This window comes from Streptomyces sp. NPDC014870, from assembly GCF_043081505.1.
Classification (GTDB): Bacteria; Actinomycetota; Actinomycetes; order Streptomycetales; family Streptomycetaceae; genus Streptomyces.
Genome location: NZ_JBIBWQ010000009.1, coordinates 33,357 through 57,532, shown reverse-complemented (window position 1 = coordinate 57,532; position 24,176 = coordinate 33,357). Strand labels below are relative to the sequence as shown.

Annotated in this window: 24 protein-coding genes; 18 read left to right on the top strand and 6 right to left on the bottom strand. The window is 70.6% G+C overall.

Features of this window, described 5'->3' with window-relative positions:
* Nucleotides 1-119: 119 nt before the first annotated feature.
* The 3 genes from ACF09C_RS24985 to ACF09C_RS24975 form a co-directional block, all read right to left on the bottom strand.
* Entirely contained in the window at nucleotides 120-626 is a 507-nt protein-coding gene (locus ACF09C_RS24985; protein WP_392094449.1) for a DinB family protein, read from the bottom strand.
* Between the two features lies 1 nt (nucleotide 627).
* Nucleotides 628-1,032, bottom strand: a complete 405-nt coding sequence (locus ACF09C_RS24980) for a DUF1992 domain-containing protein (RefSeq protein ID WP_392094447.1) — start codon at nucleotides 1,030-1,032, stop codon at nucleotides 628-630.
* Nucleotides 1,033-1,253: 221 nt separating this feature from the next.
* Nucleotides 1,254-1,457, bottom strand: coding sequence for a cold-shock protein (locus ACF09C_RS24975; protein ID WP_003967102.1), 204 nt, complete (start codon nucleotides 1,455-1,457; stop codon nucleotides 1,254-1,256).
* A gap of 294 nt (nucleotides 1,458-1,751) precedes the next feature.
* On the opposite strand from ACF09C_RS24975, the gene ACF09C_RS24970 reads away from it, so the two are divergent.
* Nucleotides 1,752-2,624, top strand: a complete 873-nt coding sequence (locus tag ACF09C_RS24970) for a menaquinone biosynthetic enzyme MqnA/MqnD family protein (RefSeq protein WP_392094445.1) — start codon at nucleotides 1,752-1,754, stop codon at nucleotides 2,622-2,624.
* Nucleotides 2,625-2,628: 4 nt separating this feature from the next.
* Here the strand turns inward: ACF09C_RS24970 and ACF09C_RS24965 are convergent, their stop codons facing one another.
* Nucleotides 2,629-3,690, bottom strand: a complete 1,062-nt coding sequence (locus ACF09C_RS24965; protein ID WP_392094443.1) for an alpha/beta hydrolase — start codon at nucleotides 3,688-3,690, stop codon at nucleotides 2,629-2,631.
* Between the two features lie 267 nt (nucleotides 3,691-3,957).
* On the opposite strand from ACF09C_RS24965, the gene ACF09C_RS24960 reads away from it, so the two are divergent.
* From ACF09C_RS24960 to ACF09C_RS24940, 5 genes are all read left to right on the top strand, one after another.
* Nucleotides 3,958-5,727 carry a serine/threonine-protein kinase gene (locus tag ACF09C_RS24960; protein ID WP_392094442.1) on the top strand — a complete coding sequence of 590 codons (1,770 nt, stop codon included), beginning with the start codon at nucleotides 3,958-3,960 and terminating at the stop codon, nucleotides 5,725-5,727.
* A 79-nt stretch (nucleotides 5,728-5,806) separates the two neighbouring features.
* Nucleotides 5,807-7,006: a cyclic dehypoxanthinyl futalosine synthase gene (gene mqnC, locus ACF09C_RS24955; RefSeq protein WP_392094441.1), complete on the top strand. Its 1,200-nt coding sequence runs from the start codon at nucleotides 5,807-5,809 to the stop codon at nucleotides 7,004-7,006.
* Between the two features lie 7 nt (nucleotides 7,007-7,013).
* Complete coding sequence (locus ACF09C_RS24950) at nucleotides 7,014-7,613, top strand: hypothetical protein (protein ID WP_392094439.1); 600 nt, start codon at nucleotides 7,014-7,016, stop codon at nucleotides 7,611-7,613.
* Between the two features lie 294 nt (nucleotides 7,614-7,907).
* Nucleotides 7,908-8,600 carry a demethylmenaquinone methyltransferase gene (locus ACF09C_RS24945; RefSeq protein ID WP_392094437.1) on the top strand — a complete coding sequence of 231 codons (693 nt, stop codon included), beginning with the start codon at nucleotides 7,908-7,910 and terminating at the stop codon, nucleotides 8,598-8,600.
* A gap of 121 nt (nucleotides 8,601-8,721) precedes the next feature.
* A complete protein-coding gene (locus ACF09C_RS24940) occupies nucleotides 8,722-10,011 on the top strand; it encodes a geranylgeranyl reductase family protein (RefSeq protein ID WP_362424525.1) in 1,290 nt (429 codons plus the stop codon).
* Here the strand turns inward: ACF09C_RS24940 and ACF09C_RS24935 are convergent.
* Nucleotides 9,977-10,987, bottom strand: coding sequence for a helix-turn-helix domain-containing protein (locus ACF09C_RS24935; RefSeq protein WP_392094436.1), 1,011 nt, complete (start codon nucleotides 10,985-10,987; stop codon nucleotides 9,977-9,979). The genes ACF09C_RS24940 and ACF09C_RS24935 overlap by 35 nt on opposite strands.
* 85 nt (nucleotides 10,988-11,072) lie before the next feature.
* Between ACF09C_RS24935 and ACF09C_RS24930 the strand changes: the two genes are divergently transcribed.
* Nucleotides 11,073-11,945, top strand: coding sequence for an NAD(P)-dependent oxidoreductase (locus ACF09C_RS24930; RefSeq protein ID WP_392094434.1), 873 nt, complete (start codon nucleotides 11,073-11,075; stop codon nucleotides 11,943-11,945).
* Nucleotides 11,946-12,018: 73 nt separating this feature from the next.
* Here the strand turns inward: ACF09C_RS24930 and ACF09C_RS24925 are convergent, their stop codons facing one another.
* A complete protein-coding gene (locus ACF09C_RS24925; RefSeq protein WP_392094432.1) occupies nucleotides 12,019-12,855 on the bottom strand; it encodes a C40 family peptidase in 837 nt (278 codons plus the stop codon).
* A gap of 680 nt (nucleotides 12,856-13,535) precedes the next feature.
* Between ACF09C_RS24925 and ACF09C_RS24920 the strand changes: the two genes are divergently transcribed.
* Genes ACF09C_RS24920 through nuoK form a run of 11 tightly spaced genes read left to right on the top strand, consistent with a single transcriptional unit; the run spans nucleotide 13,536 to nucleotide 24,174 of the window.
* Entirely contained in the window at nucleotides 13,536-13,895 is a 360-nt protein-coding gene (locus ACF09C_RS24920) for an NADH-quinone oxidoreductase subunit A (RefSeq protein ID WP_030494815.1), read from the top strand.
* Between the two features lie 17 nt (nucleotides 13,896-13,912).
* Nucleotides 13,913-14,467, top strand: coding sequence for a NuoB/complex I 20 kDa subunit family protein (locus tag ACF09C_RS24915; protein ID WP_392094430.1), 555 nt, complete (start codon nucleotides 13,913-13,915; stop codon nucleotides 14,465-14,467).
* Nucleotides 14,464-15,195 (top strand): NADH-quinone oxidoreductase subunit C, encoded by a 732-nt coding sequence (locus tag ACF09C_RS24910; protein ID WP_392094428.1) that lies wholly within the window; start codon nucleotides 14,464-14,466, stop codon nucleotides 15,193-15,195. The genes ACF09C_RS24915 and ACF09C_RS24910 overlap by 4 nt, the downstream gene beginning before the upstream one ends.
* The gene (locus ACF09C_RS24905; RefSeq protein ID WP_362424540.1) at nucleotides 15,195-16,526 is read left to right on the top strand and encodes an NADH-quinone oxidoreductase subunit D; all 1,332 of its coding nucleotides are present in this window, start codon (nucleotides 15,195-15,197) and stop codon (nucleotides 16,524-16,526) included. Before ACF09C_RS24910 ends, ACF09C_RS24905 begins: the two co-directional genes overlap by 1 nt.
* Nucleotides 16,523-17,266, top strand: coding sequence for an NADH-quinone oxidoreductase subunit NuoE (gene nuoE / locus ACF09C_RS24900; protein WP_392094426.1), 744 nt, complete (start codon nucleotides 16,523-16,525; stop codon nucleotides 17,264-17,266). The genes ACF09C_RS24905 and nuoE overlap by 4 nt, the downstream gene beginning before the upstream one ends.
* Nucleotides 17,266-18,615 (top strand): NADH-quinone oxidoreductase subunit NuoF, encoded by a 1,350-nt coding sequence (gene nuoF, locus ACF09C_RS24895; protein WP_392094424.1) that lies wholly within the window; start codon nucleotides 17,266-17,268, stop codon nucleotides 18,613-18,615. The genes nuoE and nuoF overlap by 1 nt, the downstream gene beginning before the upstream one ends.
* Nucleotides 18,612-21,092 carry an NADH-quinone oxidoreductase subunit G gene (locus tag ACF09C_RS24890; protein WP_392094423.1) on the top strand — a complete coding sequence of 827 codons (2,481 nt, stop codon included), beginning with the start codon at nucleotides 18,612-18,614 and terminating at the stop codon, nucleotides 21,090-21,092. Before nuoF ends, ACF09C_RS24890 begins: the two co-directional genes overlap by 4 nt.
* Nucleotides 21,089-22,447 carry an NADH-quinone oxidoreductase subunit NuoH gene (gene nuoH / locus ACF09C_RS24885; RefSeq protein ID WP_392094421.1) on the top strand — a complete coding sequence of 453 codons (1,359 nt, stop codon included), beginning with the start codon at nucleotides 21,089-21,091 and terminating at the stop codon, nucleotides 22,445-22,447. The genes ACF09C_RS24890 and nuoH overlap by 4 nt, the downstream gene beginning before the upstream one ends.
* Nucleotides 22,422-23,018, top strand: a complete 597-nt coding sequence (gene nuoI, locus ACF09C_RS24880; protein ID WP_392094419.1) for an NADH-quinone oxidoreductase subunit NuoI — start codon at nucleotides 22,422-22,424, stop codon at nucleotides 23,016-23,018. The genes nuoH and nuoI overlap by 26 nt, the downstream gene beginning before the upstream one ends.
* Nucleotides 23,015-23,878, top strand: a complete 864-nt coding sequence (locus ACF09C_RS24875) for an NADH-quinone oxidoreductase subunit J (protein ID WP_392094417.1) — start codon at nucleotides 23,015-23,017, stop codon at nucleotides 23,876-23,878. The genes nuoI and ACF09C_RS24875 overlap by 4 nt, the downstream gene beginning before the upstream one ends.
* A complete protein-coding gene (nuoK, locus tag ACF09C_RS24870) occupies nucleotides 23,875-24,174 on the top strand; it encodes an NADH-quinone oxidoreductase subunit NuoK (RefSeq protein ID WP_392094415.1) in 300 nt (99 codons plus the stop codon). The genes ACF09C_RS24875 and nuoK overlap by 4 nt, the downstream gene beginning before the upstream one ends.
* The last annotated feature ends 2 nt before the right edge of the window (nucleotides 24,175-24,176 follow it).

Below are 24,176 nucleotides of genomic sequence, written 5' to 3'. Positions count from 1 at the left end.
GGACTCGCGGACGGTCGGAAGGACACGGAGGCGGCCGAAGGGTCCCCCCCATCCGGATCATCGCCCCACGTGAAGTGATCGCCGGAGAATAGCAAGCCCGTGCGACGACGTCACGATCTTTAGCGTCGCTCCACCACACCCCGCACGTACGCCGCCTGTCCCGCGTGCTGGTTGTCCTCCGCGATCACGCTCACGAGGCGAACGCCCAGCGTGACGGGCGGGTCCCAGGCCTCGTCCACGACGCGGTCGAGGTCCGCGTTGGTCAGGGTGCCGAGGTGTTCCAGGCTTCGCGCGTGCACGGCGTCGTAGTAGCCGAGCAGCAGCTCCGCCGGGGCGCGGACGGCGGCGACCTGGCTGCTGGAGTGGCCGTAGCCGGTGGCGCGCGCGGAGAAGGGCAGCCCGAACCGGTCCTTCCAGCCGTCGGCCGTCCAGATCTGCTCGGTGTCGAAGACGCCCGCGACATGGTCGTCCTGGATCCGGGTGAGGTGCCAGACCAGCCAGGCGATCGAGTTCGCGTCCTCGTCGATCCTGGCGGTCAGTTCGTCCTCGGACAGCCCCTCGACGGCCCCGTGCACGGCTTCCTGGACGCGGCCGAACGCGTCCATGAGCAGGTCGGCACTCCTCATGTCACCCAACTCCTCGTCCGGCTCGCCACTCCGCCACGACCGCCTCCACGTCGAACGGCTTCAGGTTCAGCGGCGGGCCCGGGGGCGGGCGCAGGAGCGCCTCCGCGATCAGGGTGTTGATCTCGCCCAGGATCCGTCGCACCTGCGTCTCCGAGACGGCCTGGTCGACCGCCTCCCGCGCGTCCTCGGCATCCTTGCGGAGCGCCAGCGCGGCCGGGAGGACCGACGCGCCCTCGCGGTGCATCTTCTGCTTGATCCACCACAGCTCGTCGTACGGCGCGGTGTCGTCGGCCAGGGGTCTGCCGAAGCCTGCCAGCTTCCGGAACTCGCCGCGTTCCGCGGCCTCGCGGATCTGTTTGTCCACGAACGACTCGAAGCTGACACCGGGCGGCTTGCGTTCGGTCATACGTCCACAGTAGGTGGCGTCCACAACGAAAGTCAGGAGTCGAAAGCAGGAGTCGAGGCAGGAGCCGGAGCGCGGGAGCCAAAGGCAGGCACCAAAAGCAGGCACCAAAGGCAGGCACCAAAGGCAGGCACCAAAGGCAGGAGCCCCGCTCGTGCCCGAAGGCACGGAGCGGGGCTCCTTGGGTACTTCTCTAGCCGTGCGCGATCGCCGACCCGGGCAACTTAGGCCGGGGTGACGTTCTCCGCCTGCGGGCCCTTCGGGCCCTGGGTGACGTCGAAGTTCACGACCTGGTTCTCCTCGAGGGAGCGGAACCCGGACGCGTTGATCGCGGAGTAGTGGACGAAGACATCCGGGCCGCCGCCGTCCTGGGCGATGAAGCCGAAGCCCTTTTCAGCGTTGAACCACTTGACGGTTCCGGTAGCCATAAGCCCTCCTTGGGCCAAAGGGTTGCCCTGCTCCAGAACCTGCAAACAAGTCTGAAAACTACAAAAGCCTGCGGGTCACATGCTCCGCAGGCTCTGTACTGCAAGGGAAACCAAACTGCAACTTGCGATGAGCGTAGCACGCAGGGTCTGGGACGCACTAGAGGGAAAGATCACGTCACCCACACGTTTGACGACCTTCTGACGTGCTGACGTTCGGAGCCCTGACGTGCTGACGTTCGGCGCCACGCGCGCCCCGGCGATGTCCGGCGTCCGGGACGGGTCTAGCCTCGCGATGTGGACAATGCAACCGACGACCACCAGCGCAGCCGGCCCCGCGTCGGACACATCCAGTTCCTGAACTGCCTGCCCCTCTACTGGGGCCTGGCCCGGACGGGAACGCTCCTCGATCTGGAGCTGACCAAGGACACCCCCGAGAAGCTCAGCGAGCGGCTCGTGGCCGGTGACCTCGACATCGGGCCCATCACCCTCGTCGAGTACCTCCGACACGCCGACGACCTCGTCGCCCTGCCCGACATCGCCGTGGGCTGCGACGGTCCCGTGATGTCCTGCGTGATCGTCTCCCAGCGTCCGCTGGACCGGCTCGACGGTGCGCGGGTGGCCCTCGGCTCCACGTCCCGTACCTCCGTACGGCTCGCCCAGCTGCTGCTCGCCGAGCAGTACGGCGTGCGGCCCGACTACTACACGTGCCCGCCCGACCTCGGGCTGATGATGCAGGAGGCCGACGCGGCCGTGCTCATCGGCGACGCCGCCCTGCGGGCCTCGCTGCACGACGCGCCGCGCCTCGGGCTCCAGGTCCATGACCTGGGTCTGATGTGGAAGGACTGGACGGGTCTGCCGTTCGTCTTCGCGGTGTGGGCGGCGCGCAAGGACTTCCTGGCCCGCGAGCCGGAGACCGTGCGCGAGGTCCACGAGGCGTTCCTCGCCTCGCGGGACCTGTCGCTCGTGGAGGTCACCAAGGTCGCGGAGCAGGCGGCGCGCTGGGAGTCCTTCGACGCCGAGCTGCTGGAACGGTACTTCCGGACCCTGGACTTCCGGTTCGGCCCCGAGCAGCTGGCGGGGGTGCGCGAGTTCGCCCGCAGGACCGGTCCGACGACCGGCTTCCCCGCGGACGTACGGGTGGAGCTGCTCGCCGCCCACCGCGGCTGACGCGTCAGGGGGACGGGACCGGGCCCTGCATCTGCTCGCTGATCCAGGCGATCGAACCGTCCCCCATGCCCCGGACGTAGGTCTTCGCGTTGTGCTCGCCGTCCTGGATGACCTGGAGGCGGGTCTTCACCGGGCCCTTCGTGTAGTCCTTCACGAACTTCTTCAGGCTGCCGAGGCCGGACTCCCTGGTCCCGATCTGGAACGCGAGGTAGACCCGGTTCTCCTCGGTGTCCGGCTTCGTGCCGAGCGCCTTCGCCAGCTTCTCCGGGTTGTTCGCCTGGCGCGCCGCCTCGTGCCCCGCCCACAGCGGCGAGTCGGGCACGGTGTCGGGACCGGAGGCGATCACGGCCTTGAACCGGTCCGGGCGCTGGAGCACGGCCTTGAGCCCGGCGAAGCCGCCCGAGGACGAGCCCATGAAAGCCCAGCCGTCCCTGGACGCGAAGGTACGGAAATTGGCCCGGACGAAATCGGGGACGTCCTCGGTGAGCCAGGTGCCCATTTTCGGCTGCCCCGGAATATCACTTCCGTCGTAGTAGTACTTGTCGTCCGGGTTGAGGACAGGCATCACCACAATGAACGGCAGGCTCTTTCCCTCCTGCGACCACGTGCTGATGCTCGACTGGAGTTTGAGGTCCGTGCCCATCCAGTAATTCATCGGGTAGCCGTTTCCGCCCGGCAGCGCCACGAGGACCGGGAAGCCGCTCTTCGCGTACGCGGGGTCGAAATACTGCTTCGGCGCCCACACCCACACCTTGCCCGTGAAACCGGACTTCGCGCCCGCGAGCGTGGTGACGCCGATCTTGGTGCCGTCGTCCAGGGTGTTGGCCGTCGTGAAACTCGCCTTGGGGCCGGTGGGAAGAACCGTTTCGGGCCCTCCCGTCCCCTTCCCCGGGCCCGCGCCCCGGCCCGCGCCCTGTCCTGGATCCGTCGCCTGCCGGGTCGTGCTCGACTCACCCGTCGGGGTGTCGAACGTGAGTGGTGCGCCCTCGTCCGAGCAGCCGGTCACCAGTGCGGCCGCGGTACCGAGAGCGAGGGCGGTGGCGAGGAACCTGGGGAGGCGGTTCATGGGGCGACTCCGGATGTTTCGGACACGAAGGTCGATTACGGATGGGGCTACGGAAGGGAGGAGTGGCGTGGTGGGCGATCGGTTGGCTGGGTACGGTTCCGAATCGTGGTGATCCGGCCCACGGTTCGCGCGGTGCGCGCCACGACCGGGCCGTGACGGACGACGATCGGCTCGGAACCGACTCAGGGCCGGCTCCGGACCGGCTCGGAAACCGGCTCGGAAACCGGCTCAGAACCGGCCCGTGACCGGGGCCATCAAGGGGGAGACATGCAGCCGCTCGACGCGGGGGAGCCCAGGACCATCGGCGCGTACCGGATCCTCGGCCGGCTCGGTGCCGGCGGGATGGGGCGCGTCTATCTGGCCCGTACGGCAGGCGGTCGGACCGTCGCCGTCAAGATCGTGCATCCGCACTTCGCCCTGGACGAGCAGTTCCGGGAGCGGTTCCGGCGCGAGGTGGCCGCCGCCCGCCGGGTCGGCGGCCGGTGGACGGCGCCCGTCCTGGACGCGGACCCCGACGCGCCCGTCCCGTGGGTCGCGACCGGGTACGTCGCCGGGCCGACGCTCACCCGTGCGGTGGAGGCGGCCGGGCCGCTCCCCGAGCACACGGTGCGGGCCCTGGGCGCCGGTCTCGCCGAGGCGCTGGCGGGCGTGCACGGGCTCGGCCTGGTCCACCGGGACGTGAAGCCGTCCAACGTGCTGGCCACCGTGGAGGGGCCCCGCCTGATCGACTTCGGCATCGCGCGGGCCACGGACGGCACGGCCTCGCTCACGGCGAGCGGGGTCTCGGTCGGCTCACCCGGCTACATGGCACCCGAGCAGATCCTCGGGCACGGCGCGACCGGCGCGTCCGACGTCTTCTCGCTCGGCGCCGTCCTGGCGTTCGCGGCGAACGGGGCCCCGCCCTTCCCCGGCGACACCTCGGCGGCCCTGCTCTACAAGGTGGTCCACGAGGAGCCCGACCTCGGCGCGCTCGCGGGGGAGCTGCGCGAGCTGGTGACGGCCTGTCTCGCGAAGGCCCCGGCCGACCGCCCGACCCCGGCGGCCCTCGCCGCCGCGCTCGCCCCGGCCGGAGCGGCCGCCCTCGTCGCGTCCGGCTGGCTGCCGCCCCGCGTCCTGGAGGAGATCAGCCGGACCGCCGTACGCCTCCTCGACATCGACGCGGCCTCCGACGCGCCGCTCGGCGGCCCCGACCACCCCTCGGGCCCCGTGCCCTTCACGGCCCCGTCCATCGAGGGGGGTGCGGCCGGTCCGCCGTCGGGGGTCTTCGGCCCTCCGACGACCCCGCCCCCGCACCACGGCGTGTACGGCCCCCCACCGGCCACACCCGCCACACCCACCCCGTCGGTGACTCCCACCGCGGAGAACGCCTCCGCGCCCACCGCCCCCGGCGAGCGGCGGGCGACCTTCGCCGTGGCCGGACGACGGGTGAGCTGCACCCTCGCGCTGGCCGTCGCGGGAGCGCTCGCGGCCGTGACGCTGAGCGCCGGGTTCCTCTACGACCTGCTGCCCGGCGGCACCCGGGGCGACGACGCGGGCAGGAACGGCGGGACCGGGAACACCTCGAAGCCGCCGGCCGCCACGGAACCGAGCACCGAGGCCGCCACGCCCTCCACCACCCCGACGCAGAGCCGCACCCCCCGACCCACCCCGACGGACACGGCCCCCGTCGCCGCCGTCCCGGCCGCCTTCCTCGGCACCTGGACCGGGCCCACGACCGAGCGCAACGGCTCCCCGCACGGCGACTTCACCGCCGTCGTGACCAAGGGCCGCACGGGCGAGGACGTCGTCCGCACCACCCACACCATCAGCCTCCTCGGCACCACCGTGAGCTGTCACGGCATCGGCAGGCTCAGCTCCGCCACCGCCACCGACCTCACGATCGCCGACCGCACCGACCCCGACCGCCCGAGCACCGCGGGACTCTGCACCACCGGCACCTCCTCCTTCACGCTCACCCTCAACGCCGACGGGACGCTGGCCTACCGCTCCGACGAAGAGGCCGCGGGCCGCCCGACCGGCACCCTGCGGAAGTCCTGAGAAGCGCTGGCGTAGGCTGGTTCGACCCGTCAAGACCCCTCTTGAAGGCCCCAGAACTCCTCCGAAAAGGACGCACCCGGTGACCGAGAAGGCCGACCTCCAGTCCGTGCTCGACCGTGCCGCCGAGGGTGGCCGGATCACCCCCGAGGAGGCGCTCGACCTCTACCGCTCCGCGCCGCTGCACGCGCTGGGCGCGGCGGCCGACGCGGTGCGCCGCCGCCGGTACGCGGGGACCGAGCACATCGCCACGTACATCATCGAGCGGAACATCAACTACACGAACGTCTGCGTGACGGCGTGCAAGTTCTGCGCCTTCTACGCGCCGCCCAAGGACACCGCCAAGGGCTGGACCCGCGACCTCGACGACATCCTGCGCCGCTGCGCGGAGACCGTGGAGCTCGGCGGCACGCAGATCATGTTCCAGGGCGGGCACCACCCGGACTACGGCGTCGAGTACTACGAGAAGCACTTCGCGGCCATCAAGAAGGACTTCCCGCAGCTGGTCATCCACTCCCTCGGCGCCTCCGAGGTCGAGCACATGGCCCGGATCTCCGGAGTCTCCGTCGAGGAGGCGATCACCCGGATCCACGCCGCCGGTCTCGACTCCTTCGCAGGCGCCGGCGCCGAGCTGCTGCCGGAGCGGCCGCGCAAGGCGATCGCCCCGCTCAAGGAGAGCGGCGAGCGGTGGCTGGAGATCATGGAGATCGCGCACAAGCTGGGCGTCGAGTCGACGTCCACGATGCTGATGGGCACCGGCGAGACCAACGCCGAGCGGATCGAGCACCTGCGAATGATCCGTGACGTGCAGGACCGGACGGGCGGCTTCCGGGCCTTCATCCCCTACACGTACCAACCGCAGAACAACAAGCTGCGCGGCCAGACGCAGGCCACGCTCTTCGAGTACCTGCGGATGATCGCGATCGCCCGGCTCTTCCTCGACAACGTGGCCCACATCCAGGGCTCGTGGCTGACCACCGGCAAGGAGATCGGCCAGCTGACCCTGCACTACGGCGCGGACGACCTCGGCTCGATCATGCTGGAGGAGAACGTCGTCTCCTCGGCGGGCGCCAAGCACCGCTCCAACCTGCGCGAGATGATCGAAATGATCCGCACGGCGGACCGCGTCCCGGCGCAGCGCTCCACGACGTACGAGCACCTCGTCGTCCACGACGACCCGGCGAACGACCCGGTCGACGAGCGGGTCGCCTCGCACATCTCGTCCACCGCGATCGCGGGCGGGACGGCCCATCCGGAGCTGAAGCTCCTGGACGCCAACTGACGCCGCCGTGCTGACGATCCACGTCGCCGAGGCGTCGCCCGAGACCGCCGTCCTGGTCGACGGCGCGCGCCTCGGCGCCGTCGGCCCGTTCGAGGAGCTGGCCGCCGTGCGCCCCGAGGCACGCGTGCGGCGGTGGCCCGGCATCCTCACCCCCGGGCTGCTCAACCCGTACGCCCCCGAGCTGCTCGAAGCCACGTACCACCCGGATCCGCGCGAGGCCGAGGAGTTCGGCACCGCGCCGATCACCGGCGCCCGCGCGCTGGAGATCTTCCGCGCCGACCCCTCCCGCCGGGGCGCCTCCGCGCGCCGCGGCGTGCAGCGGATGCTGGCCCACGGGACGGTCGCCGTCGCCGGTGAACTGCGCGGCCGGGTCGCCGTGGACGCCGTGCGCCGGGCCGGGCTCGCCGTCGGCAGGCGGCCCGAGGTGCTGCCGGGCCCGCCGTCCTTCTCGCCGGTGCCGCTCGTGCTGCTGCCGCGCCTCGCACCGGGCGGCCCCGCCCGGTTCGCCGTCTTCGACGTCCCCGACAGCGCCGCGCTCGTCCGCCTGGGCGCCTCGACGTGCGTGGCGACCGTCATCGACGGCCGCCTGGTCCACCGCCGCCGCTAGGGCCTTTCGTTCGGATCATGCCGGGCTCGCGGGCTCCGGTGCCGCGCCTCGCCGCGTTGTCGTCAGTCCCCAACGCTCCGCGTTGACTCCCTCCTCCGCCTTGCGATGCACGGCACCGGAGCCCGCTCCCTGATCCGGCCTGATCCAAACGAAAGGCCCTAGAGCCCGTCCCTGACCTCCACGCCTTCGGTGCACAAGAGGGCGGGCCCCGCCGTGGTCCTGGTGGGGCGCCTGCCAGAATGGGCGGGTCCGTCCACACCCGAGCCGTACCCGAGTCTGCGAGGCCGAACGCCAGTGACCCGCGCATCCCTGGACAAGCAGCCGCACGAAGTCGCCTCGATGTTCGACGACGTCGCCAAGAACTACGACCTCACCAACGACGTGCTCTCGCTCGGCCAGGACCGGCGCTGGCGCAAGGAGGTCGCCAAGGCGGTCGACGCCCGCCCCGCGCAGCGCGTCCTCGACCTGGCGGCCGGCACCGCCACCTCCTCGCAGCCCTTCGCCCGCGCGGGCGCCTACGTCGTGCCCTGCGACTTCTCGCTCGGCATGCTCCGGGTCGGCAAGCAGAAGCACCCGTGGATGCCGTTCACCGCCGGCGACGGCATGAACCTCCCCTTCCGCGACGACGTGTTCGACGCGGTCACCATCTCCTTCGGGCTGCGCAACATCCAGGACACCGAGGCCGCGCTGCGCGAGCTGTACCGGGTCACCAAGCCCGGCGGCCGGGTCGTGATCTGCGAGTTCTCGCACGCCACCTGGGCGCCGTTCCGCACGGTGTACGAGGAGTACCTGATGCGCGCCCTGCCGCCGGTGGCCCGCGCGATCTCGTCCAACCCGGACGCGTACGTCTACCTCGCCGAGTCGATCCGCTCCTGGCCCGACCAGCCGACCCTGGCCGGCCTGCTCCAGAAGGCGGGCTGGTCGAAGGTCGCCTGGCGGAACCTCTCGGGCGGCATCGTCGCCCTCCACCGGGGCTTCAAGCCCTAAGGCCCCCGCCCCAGCCCCGCCCCCGCCGCGGGCGCGCCCGGGCCCCGACGGCCCGAACCGGCCGCCCTAGACTGAAACCGCACCACCTCGCCCTCGTCCTCGACCTTCGGGAGACCCCGCCGTGACCGAGCAGCAGCCCCTCTCCGAGCACAGCGCTGATGTGATCGTCGTCGGGGCGGGCCCGGCCGGTTCGACGACCGCGTACTACCTCGCCAAGGCCGGACTCGACGTCCTGCTCCTGGAGAAGACCGCGTTCCCGCGCGAGAAGGTCTGCGGCGACGGGCTCACGCCCCGCGCCACCAAGCAGCTCGTCTCCATGGGGATCGACATCTCCGAGGAGGCCGGCTGGCTGCGCAACAAGGGCCTGCGCATCATCGGCGGCGGCGTCCGCCTCCAGCTCGACTGGCCCGACCTCGCCTCGTACCCGGACTACGGACTCGTCCGCAAGCGCGACGACTTCGACGAGCAGCTCGCCCGCCAGGCGCAGAAGGCGGGCGCACGGCTGTACGAGCGCTGCAACGTCGGCGCGCCGATCATCGACGACCGCACCGGCCGGATCACCGGCGTCACGGCCAAGCTCGGCGAGGAGAAGCGCGAGGTCTCCTTCCACGCGCCGCTCGTCGTCGCCGCCGACGGCAACTCGACCCGGCTCTCCCTCGCCATGGGCCTGCACCGGCGCGAGGACCGCCCGATGGGCGTGGCCGTCCGGACGTACTTCACCAGCCCCCGCCACGACGACGACTACCTGGAGTCCTGGCTGGAGCTGTGGGACCGGCGCGGCCCGCAGGACCGGCTGCTTCCCGGCTACGGCTGGATCTTCGGCATGGGCGACGGCACGTCCAACGTCGGCCTCGGCATCCTCAACTCCTCCTCCGCCTTCCGCGAGCTGGACTGGCGCGAGGTCCTCAAGGCGTGGTGCGCCTCGATGCCGGAGGACTGGGGCTTCACGCCGGAGAACATGACGATCCCGATCCGCGGCGCCGCCCTGCCGATGGCCTTCAACCGCCAGCCGCACTACACCAAGGGCCTGCTGCTCGTCGGCGACGCGGGCGGCCTGGTCAACCCGTTCAACGGCGAGGGCATCGCGTACGCCATGGAGTCCGGCCAGCTCGCGGCCGACGTCATCGTCCAGGCGCACGCCCGCCAGACCCCGGCCCAGCGCGAACTGGCCCTGCACAACTACCCGAAGATCCTCAAGGACACCTACGGCGGGTACTACACGCTCGGCCGCGCCTTCGTGAAGATCATCGGCAACCCGAAGGTCATGAAGATCGCGACCCAGCGCGGTCTGACCCACCCGGTCCTGATGAAGTTCACGCTCAAGATGCTGGCGAACCTCACCGACCCGACCGGCGGCGACGCGATGGACCGCATCATCAACGGTCTCTCGAAGGTGGCCCCGAAGGCGTGAGGCCGGTGGGCCTGAAGGCCCGTCGGTAGTCCGAGGGGGAGACCCCGACGGTACGGGTGAAGTGGCGGCGCAGGTTCGCCGCCGTACCGAGCCCGCTGTGGTCGCCGATCTGCTCCACCGGCAGATCGGTCGACTCCAGGAGCGTCTGGGCGCGCGCCACCCGTTGCTGGAGCAGCCACTGCAGCGGTGTGGTGCCGTACGCCTCCCGCACCCTGCGGTGGAAGGTGCGCGGCGACATCCGGGCGCGCAGCGCGAGCTCCTCCACGGTCAGCGGCTCGGCCAGGTGCTCGGTCGCCCACTGCAGGACGGGCCCCAGGCTGTCGCCGTCGGCGGGCGGCACGGGCGCCTCGATGAACTGGGCCTGGCCGCCGGTGCGGTGGGCCGGGACGACGAGCCTGCGGGCGAGCTGGCCGGCCGCGGTGGCGCCGAGGTCCTTGCGGACCAGGTGCAGACAGAGGTCGAGCGCGGCGGTGGCCCCGGCGCTCGTGAGGACCGTTCCCTCGTCGGTGTAGAGCACCGAGTCGTCCACGATCACCTCGGGGTGCCGGGCGGCGAGTTGCCCGGTGTGCTGCCAGTGGGCCGTGGCCCGGCGGCCGTCGAGCAGCCCGGCGGCGGCGAGCGCGAAGGCGCCCGTGCACAGCGAGACCATCCGCGCGCCGGACGCGGCGGCCGCGCGCAGCGCCTCGACGAGTTCGCCCGGCACCTCCTCGCCGTGGTCCACGACCGCGTCCGGCACGGACGGCACGATCACGGTGTCCGCGCCGACGAGCCCGTCGAGGCCGTGGTCCGTACGGACGGAGAAGACGCCCGCGCCGCCCGCGTCCCCGCACAACCGGAGCGTGTACCAGGGGTCGGCGAGATCGGGGTGGGGGACGCCGAAGACGGCGGCGGCGATGGAGAGTTCGTACAGCTCCCAGAGCGAGGTGCCGACCCGCTGGTCCGGTACGACGGCGATGGCGACGACCCCTGTGCTCATGGCGTCGAGCCTACGTCGACCGTGGCAGGAATGGTGCGGACATGGTCAGCCCTGCCACTGTCGGCCGGATTCCGCCGCTGCGAGCGTGGACGTCATGAACAAGCCGAACGTCACCGTCATCGGTCTCGGACAGATGGGCGCCGCCCTCGCCGACGCCCTCCTCACCGCGGGCCACCCCACCACCGTCTGGAACCGCACCCCCGCGAAGGCCGACGCCCTCGTCGCCCGGGGCGCCGGCCGCGCCGCCGGCGTCGCCGAGGCCGCCGCCGCGAGCGAGCTGGTCGTCGTCTGCGTCCTCGATTACCCGGCCGTCCGTGAACTCCTCGCCCCCGAGGCCGCGTCGCTCCGCGGCAAGGTCCTCGTCAACCTCACCAGCGGTTCCCCGGAGCAGGCCCGCGCGGAGGCGGAGTGGGCGGCGGCACACGGCGTCGGGTACCTGGACGGCGGCATCATGACGACCCCGCCGGGCGTCGGCGACAGCGCCAACATGATCCTGTACGCGGGCTCGCCCGCCCTGCTCGCCGCGCACCGGGCGACCCTGGAGGTGCTCGGCGACCCGGTGGACCTCGGCGAGGACGCCGGACTCGCCTCGCTGTACGACGCGGGGCTCCTCGGGCTCATGTGGTCGGTCTTCGGCGGCTGGCTGCACGCGACGGCCCTCGCGGGCGCCGACGGAGTGGCGGCCAAGGAGTTCACGGCGGTCGCCAACCGCTGGCTGAAGACCGTCTCCTGGTTCATGAGCGGGTACGCCGACCAGATCGACGCGGGGGAGTACCCGGGTGCGGACGCCACCATCGACGTACAGGTGGCGGCGATCGGGCACCTGCTGCACGCGGGGGAGGAACGGGGCATCGACGACCGGCTGCCGCGGCTGCACCTGGAGTTGATGCGCGCCGCCGTCGACGCCGGTCACGGCGGGGACAGCTACGCCCGGATCATCGAGGCCTTCCGGAAGTAGGGCGAACCGTCACCGAAACCGCGGAAGCCGTCACTCCCCCGAGGAGTGACGGCTTCCGCCGTGGTGCGGGTGATCAGAGGATGCGGACCGCGCCCGACGGGGTGTCCCAGTCCAGGGAGCGCTCGACGACACCGGTCGACGGGTTCTGCGCGCCGACGTACTTGCCGCCGCCGACGTAGATGGCGACGTGGTACGAGCCGCTGCGGCTGCCCCAGTACAGGATGTCGCCCGGCTGGAGGTTGCTCAGCGAGACGGACGTGCCCCTGGAGGACTGGTCGCCGGAGATCCGGGGGAGGTCGATGCCGGCCTGGCGGTAGGCGGCCTGCACGAGACCGGAGCAGTCCCAGGAGTTGGGTCCCGTGCCGCCACGGACGTATGCGTCGCCGACCTGCGCGCGGGCGAAGGCCACGATCGCGGCGGCGGAGCCGGTGGGGGCCTCGGTGTTGCTCTCGTACGAGGAACCACTGTCGGAGGACGACGAGCCGGAGGAGGACGAGAGCGTGGTGCGCGTCTGGGTGCGGGAGGCGCGCTCACGCTCCGCCTGACGGGCCTTCTCGGCCTTCTCCGCCTTCTCGGCGGCCGCCTTGCGGTCGGCGTCGGCCTTGGCCCTCTTGGCGTCCTTGGCGGCCTTCTCCAGGGCAGCCGTCTCCTGGGCCTGCAGGCTGAGGTCCAGGGCCTCCTGCTGGGACGCCTCGGCCGAGGCGGAGACGGCGCTCGCCAGGTCCGTGTCGAGCGAGCCCAGCGTGGGCATCTCGATGGTCTCGGTCACCGGGTCGGCGTTCGCCGGCCCGGCGGCGCCGGCCACCGCGATGGTGCTGAGGACGCCACCGGCAACTCCGGCACGGAGCGCGAGCTTCGAGGCGCTGCGGCGGGGCTTCCGGTGGCTGGGTATGTGAGCGGTCTGGGACATGAGTACAACCGCTATCAGGGCTTCACGGTTCCCTTCAAGAAACGTGGGTTGCGCCACAGTTACGTTCGGAACCACCTAATCCGCTTATCTGGCGGCTTTATTGACGCCGTAACGGACAATCCGGGCATGCGCCATCCGGGCCTTGATCACGGGTTTTCCGCGAAACGTCCGAATTGACCGCCGCTTACCACCTCTTCACACCGTTGGCCAAGCCCCGTTTCCCTCGGGGCTTTTTCGTGTGGCGCAGGTCACATCTCGGGTCCATCAGGCGGGCGGGTGGCTCGTGAATCGGTGCACACGTCCACTTCGCTCCCGTCGACCCCCCGACCGGGCGACGGCCCGCCCCTTTATCACCCGGTCGGAGTCCATCGCCAATTTGCTTGTAGATGCCACCTCTTGATAGTGCGACACCGCCCCGACCAGGGGTTTCCGGTCCGGATGTCACATCTGGTGATCACCTGGGCGCTTCGAGTGCCAAGATCACCGCTCATCCGACTTCATGATCCTTCGTCAGGTGGTGGAGATCACAAAGTCCTTGCTGTACCCCGTGTCGCAGATCACAGAGGGGCGGGCATAAGATGCGGGGCAGCCAGGCTTGTGAACTGCCTCACATGGGGGCGATCTTCCGCGGCCCGGCAGTGCGGTCCAACGGTCAAGGACGACTGGAAGGAGCGAGGAGCGTGAATGCGTACGCGCCCATCCTCGTGCTCGGTGCCCTGGGAGCGGGGTTTGCGATCTTCTCCGTGGTCATGGCCACGCTAATCGGCCCAAAGCGGTACAACAGGGCAAAACTTGAGGCGTACGAGTGCGGTATCGAGCCGACGCCCACTCCGGCCGGAGGCGGCCGCTTTCCCATCAAGTACTACCTGACGGCGATGCTCTTCATCGTCTTCGACATCGAGATCGTCTTCCTCTACCCCTGGGCCGTCACCTTCGACGCCCTGGGGCTTTTCGGGCTCGTGGAGATGCTGCTCTTCGTGCTCACCGTCTTCGTCGCCTACGCCTATGTGTGGCGGCGCGGCGGCCTGGAATGGGACTGAGGGGCTGAGGGGCACCTATGGGACTCGAAGAGAAGCTGCCGAGCGGCTTTCTGCTGACGACGGTCGAACAGGCCGCGGGCTGGGTGCGCAAGTCATCCGTCTTCCCCGCCACCTTCGGCCTGGCCTGCTGCGCCATCGAGATGATGACGACCGGCGCCGGCCGCTACGACCTGGCGCGCTTCGGCATGGAGGTCTTCCGTGGCTCACCGCGCCAGGCCGATCTGATGATCGTGGCCGGCCGGGTCAGCCAGAAGATGGCGCCGGTCCTGCGGCAGGTCTACGACCAGATGCCCAACCCCAAGTGGGTCATCTCCATGGGGGTTTGCGCGTCTTCAGGCGGAATGTTCAATAATTACGCGATTGTGCAGGGCGTTGACCACATTATTCCGGTTGACATCTATTTGCCGGGTTGCCCGCCGCGCCCGGAGATGCTGATGGACGCGATCCTCAAGCTCCACCAGAAGATCCAGACCTCCAAGCTCGGCGTGAACGCCGAGGAGGCGGCCCGCGAGGCGGAGGAGGCGGCGCTCAAGGCGCTGCCCACCATCGAGATGAAGGGGCTCCTCCGTTGAGCGACGAGACTCCCAACCCCGAGAAGGAGCTCTCCGAGCAGAACCTTCCGGGCCAGCGCGGGGAGCACGGCGAGGAGGTCCGCGTCCAGCGCGGCATGTTCGGCGCCAACAACGGCGGCGACACCTCGGGCTACGGCGGCCTCGTCCGCTCCGTCCGTCTGCCCGGCGCGGCCACCCGCCCCTACGGCGGCTGGTTCGACGAGGTCGCCGACGAACTGGAGGGCGCGCTCGACGAGCAGGGGCTGCTGCCCGAGAACGCCATCGAGAAGACGGTCGTCGACCGCGACGAACTCACCTTCCACATCGCCCGCGAGCACCTCGTCCGCGTCGCCCGCACCCTGCGCGACGACCCGGCCCTGCGCTTCGAGCTCTGTACGGGCGTCTCCGGCGTCCACTACCCCGGTGACAAGGGCCGCGAGCTGCACGCCGTCTACCACCTGCGCTCGCTCACCCACGGCCGGCTGATCCGCCTGGAGGTGTCCGCCCCGGACACCGAGCCGCGCATCCCGTCGCTCACCGCCGTCTACCCGACCAACGACTGGCACGAGCGCGAGACGTACGACTTCTTCGGGATCGTCTTCGAAGGCCACCCCGCCCTCACCCGGATCATGATGCCGGACGACTGGCAGGGCTTCCCGCAGCGCAAGGACTACCCCCTCGGCGGCATCGCCGTCGAGTACAAGGGCGCCCAGATCCCGGCTCCTGACCAGCGGAGGTCGTACAGCTGATGAGCACCGAACATGCCTCCGCCCGCGAGACGACCGAAGGCACCGTCTACACCGTCACCGGTGGCGACTGGGAAGAGGTCGTCGAGTCCGCCGCCAAGGCCGACGACGAGCGCATCATCGTCAACATGGGTCCCCAGCACCCGTCCACGCACGGTGTGCTGCGGCTGATCCTGGAGATCGACGGCGAGACCGTCACCGAGGCCCGCTGCGGCATCGGCTACCTCCACACCGGCATCGAGAAGAACCTCGAGTTCCGGAACTGGACGCAGGGCACCACCTTCGTCACGCGCATGGACTACCTCACCTCGTTCTACAACGAGACGGCGTACTGCCTGGGCGTCGAGAAGCTGCTCGGCATCACCGACCAGATCCCGGACCGCGCCAGCGTCATCCGCGTCCTCCTCATGGAGCTCAACCGGCTCTCCTCCCACCTGGTGTGCATCGCCACCGGCGGCATGGAGCTGGGCGCCACGACGATCATGATCTACGGCTTCCGGGACCGCGAGATGATCCTGGACCTGTACGAGCTGATCACCGGACTGCGCATGAACCACGCGTTCATCCGCCCCGGCGGCCTCGCCCAGGACCTCCCGCCCGGCGCCGTCGACGCCGTGCGCGAGTTCGTGAAGACCATGAAGAAGAACCTGCCGGAGTACGACAAGCTCGCCACCGGCAACCCCATCTTCAAGGCCCGCATGCAGGACGTCGGCTACCTCGACCTCACCGGCTGCATGGCGCTCGGCGCCACCGGACCGATCCTGCGCTCCGCGGGCCTCCCGCACGACCTGCGCAAGACCGACCCGTACTGCGGCTACGAGACCTACGAGTTCGACGTACCGACCGCCGACACCTGCGACTCCTACGGACGCTTCCTCGTCCGCCTGGAGGAGATGCGGCAGTCGCTGCGGATCGTCGAGCAGTGCCTCGACCGCCTGTCGCCCGCGGGCGACGATCCGGTCATGGTCGGCGACAAGAAGATCGCCTGGCCCGCGCAGCTCGCGCTCGGCCCGGACGGACTCGGCAACTCCCTCGACCACATCAAGAAGATCATGGGCACCTCCATGGAGGCCCTGATCCACCACTTCAAGCTGGTCACCGAGGGCTTCCGGGTCCCGGCCGGACAGGCCTACGCGGCCGTCGAGTCGCCCAAGGGCGAACTGGGCGTACACGTCGTCTCCGACGGCGGCACCCGCCCCTACCGGGTCCACTTCCGCGACCCGTCCTTCACCAACCTGCAGGCCATGGCGGCCATGTGCGAAGGCGGCCAGGTCGCCGACGTCATCGTCGCCGTCGCGTCCATCGACCCCGTGATGGGAGGCGTCGACCGATGACGGACGGACAGACCAGTCTCGGGATGCCCCAGCTCCCCGCCCCCGACTACCCGGCCGAGGTACGCGCCCGGCTGGAGGCGGACGCCAAGGAGATCATCGCCCGCTACCCGGGGTCCCGCTCCGCGCTCCTGCCGCTGCTGCACCTCGTGCAGGCGGAGGAGGGCCATGTGACCCGCACCGGCATGAAGTTCTGCGCCGAGATCCTCGGCCTGACCACCGCCGAGGTCACCGCGGTCGCCACCTTCTACACCATGTACCGGCGCAAGCCCTCCGGCGACTACCAGGTCGGCGTCTGCACCAACACGCTCTGCGCGGTCATGGGCGGGGACGCCATCTTCGAGGAGCTGAAGGAGCACCTCGGCGTCGGCAACAACGAGACCACCGAGGACGGCAAGGTCACGCTGGAGCACATCGAGTGCAACGCGGCCTGCGACTTCGCGCCCGTGATGATGGTCAACTGGGAGTTCTTCGACAACCAGACCCCCGCGTCCGCGAAGAAGATCGTCGACGACCTGCGGGCCGGCCGCCCCGTCGAACCGACCCGCGGCGCGCCCCTGTGCACGTACAAGGAGACCGCGCGCATCCTGGCCGGCTTCCCCGACGAGCGCGAGGGGGCCGTCGAGGCCACCGGTGGGGCCGGCCCGGCCTCGCTCGTCGGGCTGCGGCTGGCCAAGGGCGAGACCCCGCACCACAAGATCGTCCACCCGCGCGGCGAATCGGCCAGTGGGGAGGGGGAGTGATGACCTTGGCAGCCGAACTCAACAACAGCAGCCCCGAGAAGCTTCTCGCGCCGGTGCTCTCGGCGTTCTGGGACCAGCCGGACTCCTGGACCCTGGACACCTACCGGCGCCACGAGGGCTACGAAGGGCTCCGCAAGGCCCTCGCGATGTCGCCCGACGAGGTCATCGCCTACGTCAAGGACTCGGGACTGCGCGGCCGAGGCGGCGCCGGCTTCCCCACCGGGATGAAGTGGCAGTTCATCCCGCAGGGCGACGGCAAGCCGCACTACCTCGTCGTCAACGCCGACGAGTCCGAGCCGGGCACCTGCAAGGACATCCCGCTCCTCTTCGCCAACCCGCACTCCCTCATCGAGGGAATGATCATCGCCTGCTACGCGATCCGGTCCGAGCACGCGTTCATCTATCTGCGCGGCGAGGTCGTGCCCGTCCTGCGCCGACTGCACGAGGCGGTGCGCGAGGCGTACGACGCCGGTCTCCTCGGCCGGGACATCCTCGGCAGCGGCCTGAACCTCGACATCACCGTGCACGCCGGCGCCGGCGCGTACATCTGCGGTGAGGAGACCGCGCTGCTCGACTCGCTCGAAGGACGGCGCGGCCAGCCCCGGCTGCGTCCCCCCTTCCCCGCGGTCGCCGGTCTGTACGCCTGCCCCACCGTGGTGAACAACGTCGAGTCCATCGCGTCCGTTCCCGCGATCCTCAACCGGGGCAAGGACTGGTTCAAGTCGATGGGCAGCGAGAAGTCCCCCGGCTTCACGCTCTACTCGCTCAGCGGGCACGTCACCACGCCCGGCCAGTACGAGGCCCCGCTCGGGATCACCCTGCGCCAGCTCCTCGACATGAGCGGCGGGATGCGGGCGGGCCACCGGCTGAAGTTCTGGACCCCCGGCGGCTCCTCCACCCCGATGTTCACCGACGAGCACCTCGACGTCCCGCTGGACTACGAGGGCGTGGGCGCGGCCGGCTCGATGCTCGGCACCAAGGCGCTCCAGTGCTTCGACGAGACCACCTGCGTGGTCCGGGCGGTGACCCGCTGGACGGAGTTCTACGCCCACGAGTCGTGCGGCAAGTGCACGCCCTGCCGCGAAGGCACGTACTGGCTGGTGCAGTTGCTCCGCGACATCGAGGCCGGCAAGGGCGTCATGTCCGACCTCGACAAGCTCAACGACATCGCCGACAACATCAACGGCAAGTCGTTCTGCGCGCTCGGCGACGGCGCCGCCTCGCCGATCTTCTCCTCGCTGAAGTACTTCCGCGAGGAGTACGAGCAGCACATCACCGGCCGGGGCTGCCCTTTCGACCCGGCCAAGTCGACCGCCTGGGCGGACAACCACAAGGAGGTGACGGCATGACGGTCACCACGTCCGGCCCGGCCGGCGGGGCTTCCCCGGCGGTACCGCCGGAGGACCTCGTCACGCTGACCATCGACGGCGCCGAGATCTCCGTCCCCAAGGGGACCCTGGTCATCCGCGCCGCCGAGCAGCTCGGCATCGAGATCCCGCGGTTCTGCGACCACCCGCTCCTCGACCCGGCCGGCGCCTGCCGGCAGTGCATCGTCGAGGTCGAGGGCCAGCGCAAGCCGATGGCGTCCTGCACCATCACCTGCACCGACGGCATGGTGGTGAAGTCCCAGCTGACCTCCCCGGTCGCCGAGAAGGCCCAGCACGGTGTGATGGAGCTGCTGCTCATCAACCACCCGCTGGACTGCCCCGTCTGCGACAAGGGCGGCGAGTGCCCGCTGCAGAACCAGGCCATGTCCCACGGACAGGCCGAGTCCCGCTTCGAGGGCCACAAGCGGACCTACGAGAAGCCGGTACCGATCTCCACGCAGGTGCTGCTCGACCGCGAGCGCTGCGTGCTGTGCGCGCGCTGCACCCGGTTCTCCAACCAGGTCGCGGGCGACCCGATGATCGAGCTGGTCGAGCGCGGCGCGCTCCAGCAGGTCGGCACCGGCGAGGGCGACCCGTTCGAGTCGTACTTCTCCGGGAACACCATCCAGATCTGCCCGGTCGGCGCGCTGACCTCGGCCGCGTACCGGTTCCGCTCCCGCCCCTTCGACCTGGTGTCCTCGCCGTCCGTCTGCGAGCACTGCGCGGGCGGCTGTGCCACCCGCACCGACCACCGGCGCGGCAAGGTCATGCGGCGGCTCGCGGCGGACGACCCGGAGGTCAACGAGGAGTGGGTGTGCGACAAGGGGCGCTTCGCGTTCCGGTACGCCCAGCAGCGTGACCGGCTCACCACTCCGCTGGTGCGGAACCCGGAGACCGGCGCCCTCGAACCGGCCTCCTGGCCCGAGGCGCTGGAGGCGGCGGCGCGCGGCCTGGTCCGGGGCCGTACCGGCGTCCTGGCCGGCGGCCGGCTGACCGTCGAGGACGCCTACGCGTACGCCAAGTTCGCCCGGGTCGCCCTCGACACCAACGACGTCGACTTCCGGGCCCGGGTCCACTCCGGCGAGGAGGCCGACTTCCTGGCCTCGACGGTGGCGGGTCGCGGCCGGGACCTGGACGGCTCGGGTGTCACGTACACCTCCCTGGAAGCCGCTCCCGCCGTGCTGCTGGTCGGCTTCGAGTCCGAGGAGGAGGCGCCCGGCGTCTTCCTGCGGCTGCGCAAGGCCTGGCGCAAGCACGGCCAGCAGACGTACGCGCTGGCCGCGTTCGCGAGCCGGGGACTCGAGAAGGCGGGCGGCACGCTGCTTCCGGCCGCGCCCGGCACCGAGACCGAGTGGCTGGACGCGCTCACCTCGCGGGTCGGCCTCGACGAGGCCGGTACGCGCGCGGCGGAGGCGCTGCGCCAGGACGGCGCGGTCCTCGTCGTCGGCGAGCGGCTCGCCGCCGTACCGGGCGGGCTCACCGCAGCCGTCCGGACGGCGACCGCGACCGGCGCGAAGCTGGTGTGGATCCCGCGCCGGGCGGGCGAGCGCGGCGCGCTCGAAGCCGGCGCGATCCCCACGCTGCTGCCCGGCGGCCGCCCCGCGACCGACCCCCGCGCGCGCGAGGAGGTCGCCGCCGCCTGGGGCGTACGGGACCTGCCGCACGGCTACGGCCGCGACACCGGCCAGATCGTCGAGGCCGCGGCCACCGGCGAACTCGGCGCGCTGCTCGTCGGCGGCGTCGAGGTCCGCGACCTGCCGGACCCGGCACGCGCGCGTGAGGCGCTCGACGCGGCGTTCGTGGTCTCCCTGGAGCTGCGGCCGAGCGAGGTCACCGAGCGGGCCGACGTGGTCCTGCCGGTCGCGGCGGTCGCCGAGAAGCCCGGCACCTTCCTCAACTGGGAGGGCAGGGCACGGCTCTTCGAGGCCGCGCTCAAGCCCGAGCAGATGACCCGGACGCTCCCGCCGGCGGACGCGCGCGTGCTCCACATGCTCGCCGACGCGCTCGACGCCCACCTGGCCCTGCCCGACCTGCGCTCGGTCCGCCGCGAGCTGGACCGGCTCGGCGGCTGGGACGGCGAGCGGGCCTCCGAGCCGACCGAGCCCGCACAGGCCGCGCCCCGCCCGGGCGAGGGCGAGGCGGTCCTCGCCGGACACCGGCTGCTGCTCGACCTCGGCCGCCTCCAGGAGGGCGACACCGCCCTCGCGGGCACCCGCCACGCGGCGGTCGCCCGGCTCTCGGCCACCACGGCCGCCGAGACGGGCGTCAAGGACGGCGACCTCCTCGCCGTCACAGGACCGGCGGGCTCGACGAGCTTCCCGCTCCAGGTGACCGAGATGCCCGACCGCGTGGTCTGGCTCCCGCTCAACTCCGCGACGGGCGGCGTCCTCTCCGACACGGGCGCCCACCCGGGCGACCTGGTCCGCATCGGCGCAGCGACGACGGAGGTGCAGGCATGACCACGCTGCTCGCCGCGGAAGACCTGTCCATGTTCGGGACGGACCCCTGGTGGCTCGTCGCGATCAAGGCGGTCTTCTGCTTCGCCTTCCTCATGGTCACCGTGCTCTTCTCCATCGTGTGGGAGCGCAAGGTCGTCGCCTGGATGCAGCTGCGCATCGGGCCCAACCGGCACGGCCCCTGGGGTCTCCTCCAGTCCCTCGCGGACGGCATCAAGCTGATGCTGAAGGAGGACGTCGTCGTCAAGCGCGCCGACAAGGTCGTCTACATCCTCGCGCCGATCATCGCCGCCGCCCCCGCGTTCATGGCCATCGCCGTGATCCCGTTCGGCCCGGCCGGCAACGAGGTCTCGATCTTCGGCCACCGCACCACGATGCAGCTCACCGACCTGCCGATCGCGATGCTGTACGTCCTCGCGATCGCCTCCGTCGGCATCTACGGCATCGTGCTCGCCGGCTGGTCCTCCGGCTCCACGTACCCGCTCCTCGGCGGTCTGCGCTCCTGCGCCCAGATGATCTCCTACGAGATCGCCATGGGCGCCGCGTTCGCCTCCGTCTTCCTCTACTCCGGGTCGATGTCGACCTCGGCGATCGTCGAGGCGCAGGCGGACCGCTGGTTCGTCATCCTGCTGCCGGTCTCGTTCATCATCTACATCGTCACGATGGTCGGCGAGACCAACCGCGCGCCCTTCGACATGCCGGAGTCCGAGGGCGACCTCGTCGGCGGCTTCAACACCGAGTACTCCTCCATCAAGTTCGCGATGTTCATGCTCGCCGAGTACGTGAACATGGTGACGGTCTCCGCCGTCTCCGTGACGCTCTTCCTCGGCGGCTGGCGCGCCCCGTACCCGATCTCCACCTTCTGGGAGGGCGCGAACCACGGCTGGTGGCCGATGCTCTGGTTCATCCTCAAGGTGCAGCTGCTGCTCTTCTTCTTCATCTGGCTGCGCGGCACGCTGCCCCGTGTCCGCTACGACCAGCTGATGAAGCTCGGCTGGAAGGTCCTCATCCCGGTCTCCGTGCTCTGGCTGATGCTGGTCGCCACCGTCCGGGCCCTGCGCAACGAGAACGTCGGCTTCCAGAACATCGTGCTGTACGTCGCGGGAGCCGTGATCGCCGTCCTGTTGATCTCCTTCGTCGCCGACATGTTCCGCGACCGCAGGGACAGGGCGGGCGCCGAGGCCGAGGACGAGCCGCCGTTCGACCCGATGGCCGGCGGGTTCCCCGTACCGCCCAAGCCCGGACAGTCCCTGCCGCCCGTGCCGCGGCGCAGGTCGCGGCAGGACCGCGACCTGGTTGTCAGTGGCGCCCCCGATACTGCTACTGCGAGTGATGGAAAGGAGACGGACGGTGTCTGATTTCCAGAACCCGGTGGCCGGCTTCGGCGTGACCTTCAAGGCCATGTTCAAGAAGCGGCTCACCGAGCAGTACCCGGAGGAGCGCAAGACGACGGCGCCGCGCTTCCACGGCCGGCACCAGCTCAACCGTCATCCGGACGGTCTTGAGAAGTGCGTGGGCTGCGAGCTGTGCGCCTGGGCCTGCCCCGCCGACGCCATCTACGTGGAGGGCGCGGACAACACCGACGAGGAGCGCTACTCCCCGGGCGAGCGCTACGGCCGCGTCTACCAGATCAACTACGCCCGCTGCATCCTGTGCGGTCTGTGCATCGAGGCCTGCCCCACGCGGGCGCTGACGATGACGAACGAGTTCGAACTGGCCGACTCCTCCCGCGAGAACCTGATCTTCACCAAGGAGCAGCTCCTCGCGGGCCTCGAGGAGGGCATGGTCGACTCCCCGCACGCGATCTTCCCGGGCATGGACGAGCAGGACTACTACCGGGGCCTGGTCACGCAGGCCGCCCCCGGGACCGTCCAGCAGGTCGCCACGTCCAAGGGGGAGAAGGGCGAGCCGGAAGAGGTGGACGCATGAGCGCCGCCACCCTCGCCGCGTACACCACGTCGACCGGTGAGGCCTTCCAGTTCTGGGTCCTCGGCACGGTCGCCGTGATCGGCGCCCTCGCCACGATCCTGATGAAGAAGGCCATGCACAGCGCGCTGTCGCTGGCCGGCACGATGATCATCCTGGCGGTCTTCTACCTCGCCAACGGCGCGTACTTCCTCGGCATCGTCCAGATCGTCGTCTACACCGGCGCGATCATGATGCTCTTCCTCTTCATCGTCATGCTCGTCGGCGTCACGGCCGCGGACTCGCTGAAGGAGACCATCAAGGGCCAGCGCTGGTGGGCCGCCGCCTGCGGGCTCGGCTTCGGCATCCTGCTGATCGCCGGCATCGGCCAGGCCTCCCTGACCGAGTTCAACGGTCTGGGCGCGGCCAACGGCGCGTACGGCGGAAACGTGGAGGGGCTCGCCGCCCTCATCTTCACCAAGTACGTCTTCGCCTTCGAGATCACCGGCGCGCTGCTCATCACCGCGGCCGTCGGCGCGATGGTCCTCACCCACCGCGAGCGGACCGAACGGGCCCGCACCCAGCGGGAGCTGGCGGAGCAGCGCGTACGGGAAGGCAAGCACGTACCGCCGCTGCCCGCCCCCGGCGTCTACGCCCGGCACAACGCGGTGGACATCGCCGGTCTCCTGCCCGACGGCACCCCCGCCGAGCTGACCGTGATGCAGACGCTGCGCAAGCGGGGCCAGATCCGGGACGTGTCCGGTGAGGCGATGGCCGACCTGAAGGCGCTGGAGCAGCGCTCGGAGGAGCGGCTCGGCCGCACCCGGGACGAGCGCGACCGGGACTCCGCCGGCGACCGGGACGAAGAGGAGGCCTCGCGATGAATCCCGTCAACTATCTGTACCTCGCCGCCCTGTTGTTCACCATCGGCGCGGCAGGTGTGCTGATCAGGCGCAACGCGATCGTGGTCTTCATGTGCGTGGAGCTGATGCTCAACGCCTGCAACCTCGCGTTCGTCGCCTTCTCCCGGATGCACGGCAACCTCGACGGCCAGATCATCGCCTTCTTCACGATGGTCGTCGCCGCCGCGGAGGTCGTGGTCGGGCTCGCGATCATCGTGACGCTCTTCCGTTCCCGCCACTCGGCCTCGGTCGACGACGCCAGCCTGATGAAGCTGTGAGG

Excerpts from the sequence above, each read along its gene's own strand:
- ACF09C_RS24985 (WP_392094449.1), bottom strand. The coding sequence starts at position 626 with ATGAGGAGTGCCGACCTGCTCATGGACGCGTTCGGCCGCGTCCAGGAA.
- ACF09C_RS24980 (WP_392094447.1), bottom strand. The coding sequence starts at position 1,032 with ATGACCGAACGCAAGCCGCCCGGTGTCAGCTTCGAGTCGTTCGTGGAC.
- ACF09C_RS24975 (WP_003967102.1), bottom strand. The coding sequence starts at position 1,457 with ATGGCTACCGGAACCGTCAAGTGGTTCAACGCTGAAAAGGGCTTCGGC.
- ACF09C_RS24965 (WP_392094443.1), bottom strand. The coding sequence starts at position 3,690 with ATGAACCGCCTCCCCAGGTTCCTCGCCACCGCCCTCGCTCTCGGTACC.
- ACF09C_RS24960 (WP_392094442.1), top strand. The coding sequence starts at position 3,958 with ATGCAGCCGCTCGACGCGGGGGAGCCCAGGACCATCGGCGCGTACCGG.
- ACF09C_RS24935 (WP_392094436.1), bottom strand. The coding sequence starts at position 10,987 with ATGAGCACAGGGGTCGTCGCCATCGCCGTCGTACCGGACCAGCGGGTC.
- ACF09C_RS24925 (WP_392094432.1), bottom strand. The coding sequence starts at position 12,855 with ATGTCCCAGACCGCTCACATACCCAGCCACCGGAAGCCCCGCCGCAGC.
- ACF09C_RS24915 (WP_392094430.1), top strand. The coding sequence starts at position 13,913 with ATGGGACTCGAAGAGAAGCTGCCGAGCGGCTTTCTGCTGACGACGGTC.
- ACF09C_RS24905 (WP_362424540.1), top strand. The coding sequence starts at position 15,195 with ATGAGCACCGAACATGCCTCCGCCCGCGAGACGACCGAAGGCACCGTC.
- nuoE (WP_392094426.1), top strand. The coding sequence starts at position 16,523 with ATGACGGACGGACAGACCAGTCTCGGGATGCCCCAGCTCCCCGCCCCC.
- nuoF (WP_392094424.1), top strand. The coding sequence starts at position 17,266 with ATGACCTTGGCAGCCGAACTCAACAACAGCAGCCCCGAGAAGCTTCTC.
- ACF09C_RS24890 (WP_392094423.1), top strand. The coding sequence starts at position 18,612 with ATGACGGTCACCACGTCCGGCCCGGCCGGCGGGGCTTCCCCGGCGGTA.
- nuoH (WP_392094421.1), top strand. The coding sequence starts at position 21,089 with ATGACCACGCTGCTCGCCGCGGAAGACCTGTCCATGTTCGGGACGGAC.
- nuoI (WP_392094419.1), top strand. The coding sequence starts at position 22,422 with ATGGAAAGGAGACGGACGGTGTCTGATTTCCAGAACCCGGTGGCCGGC.
- ACF09C_RS24875 (WP_392094417.1), top strand. The coding sequence starts at position 23,015 with ATGAGCGCCGCCACCCTCGCCGCGTACACCACGTCGACCGGTGAGGCC.
- nuoK (WP_392094415.1), top strand. The coding sequence starts at position 23,875 with ATGAATCCCGTCAACTATCTGTACCTCGCCGCCCTGTTGTTCACCATC.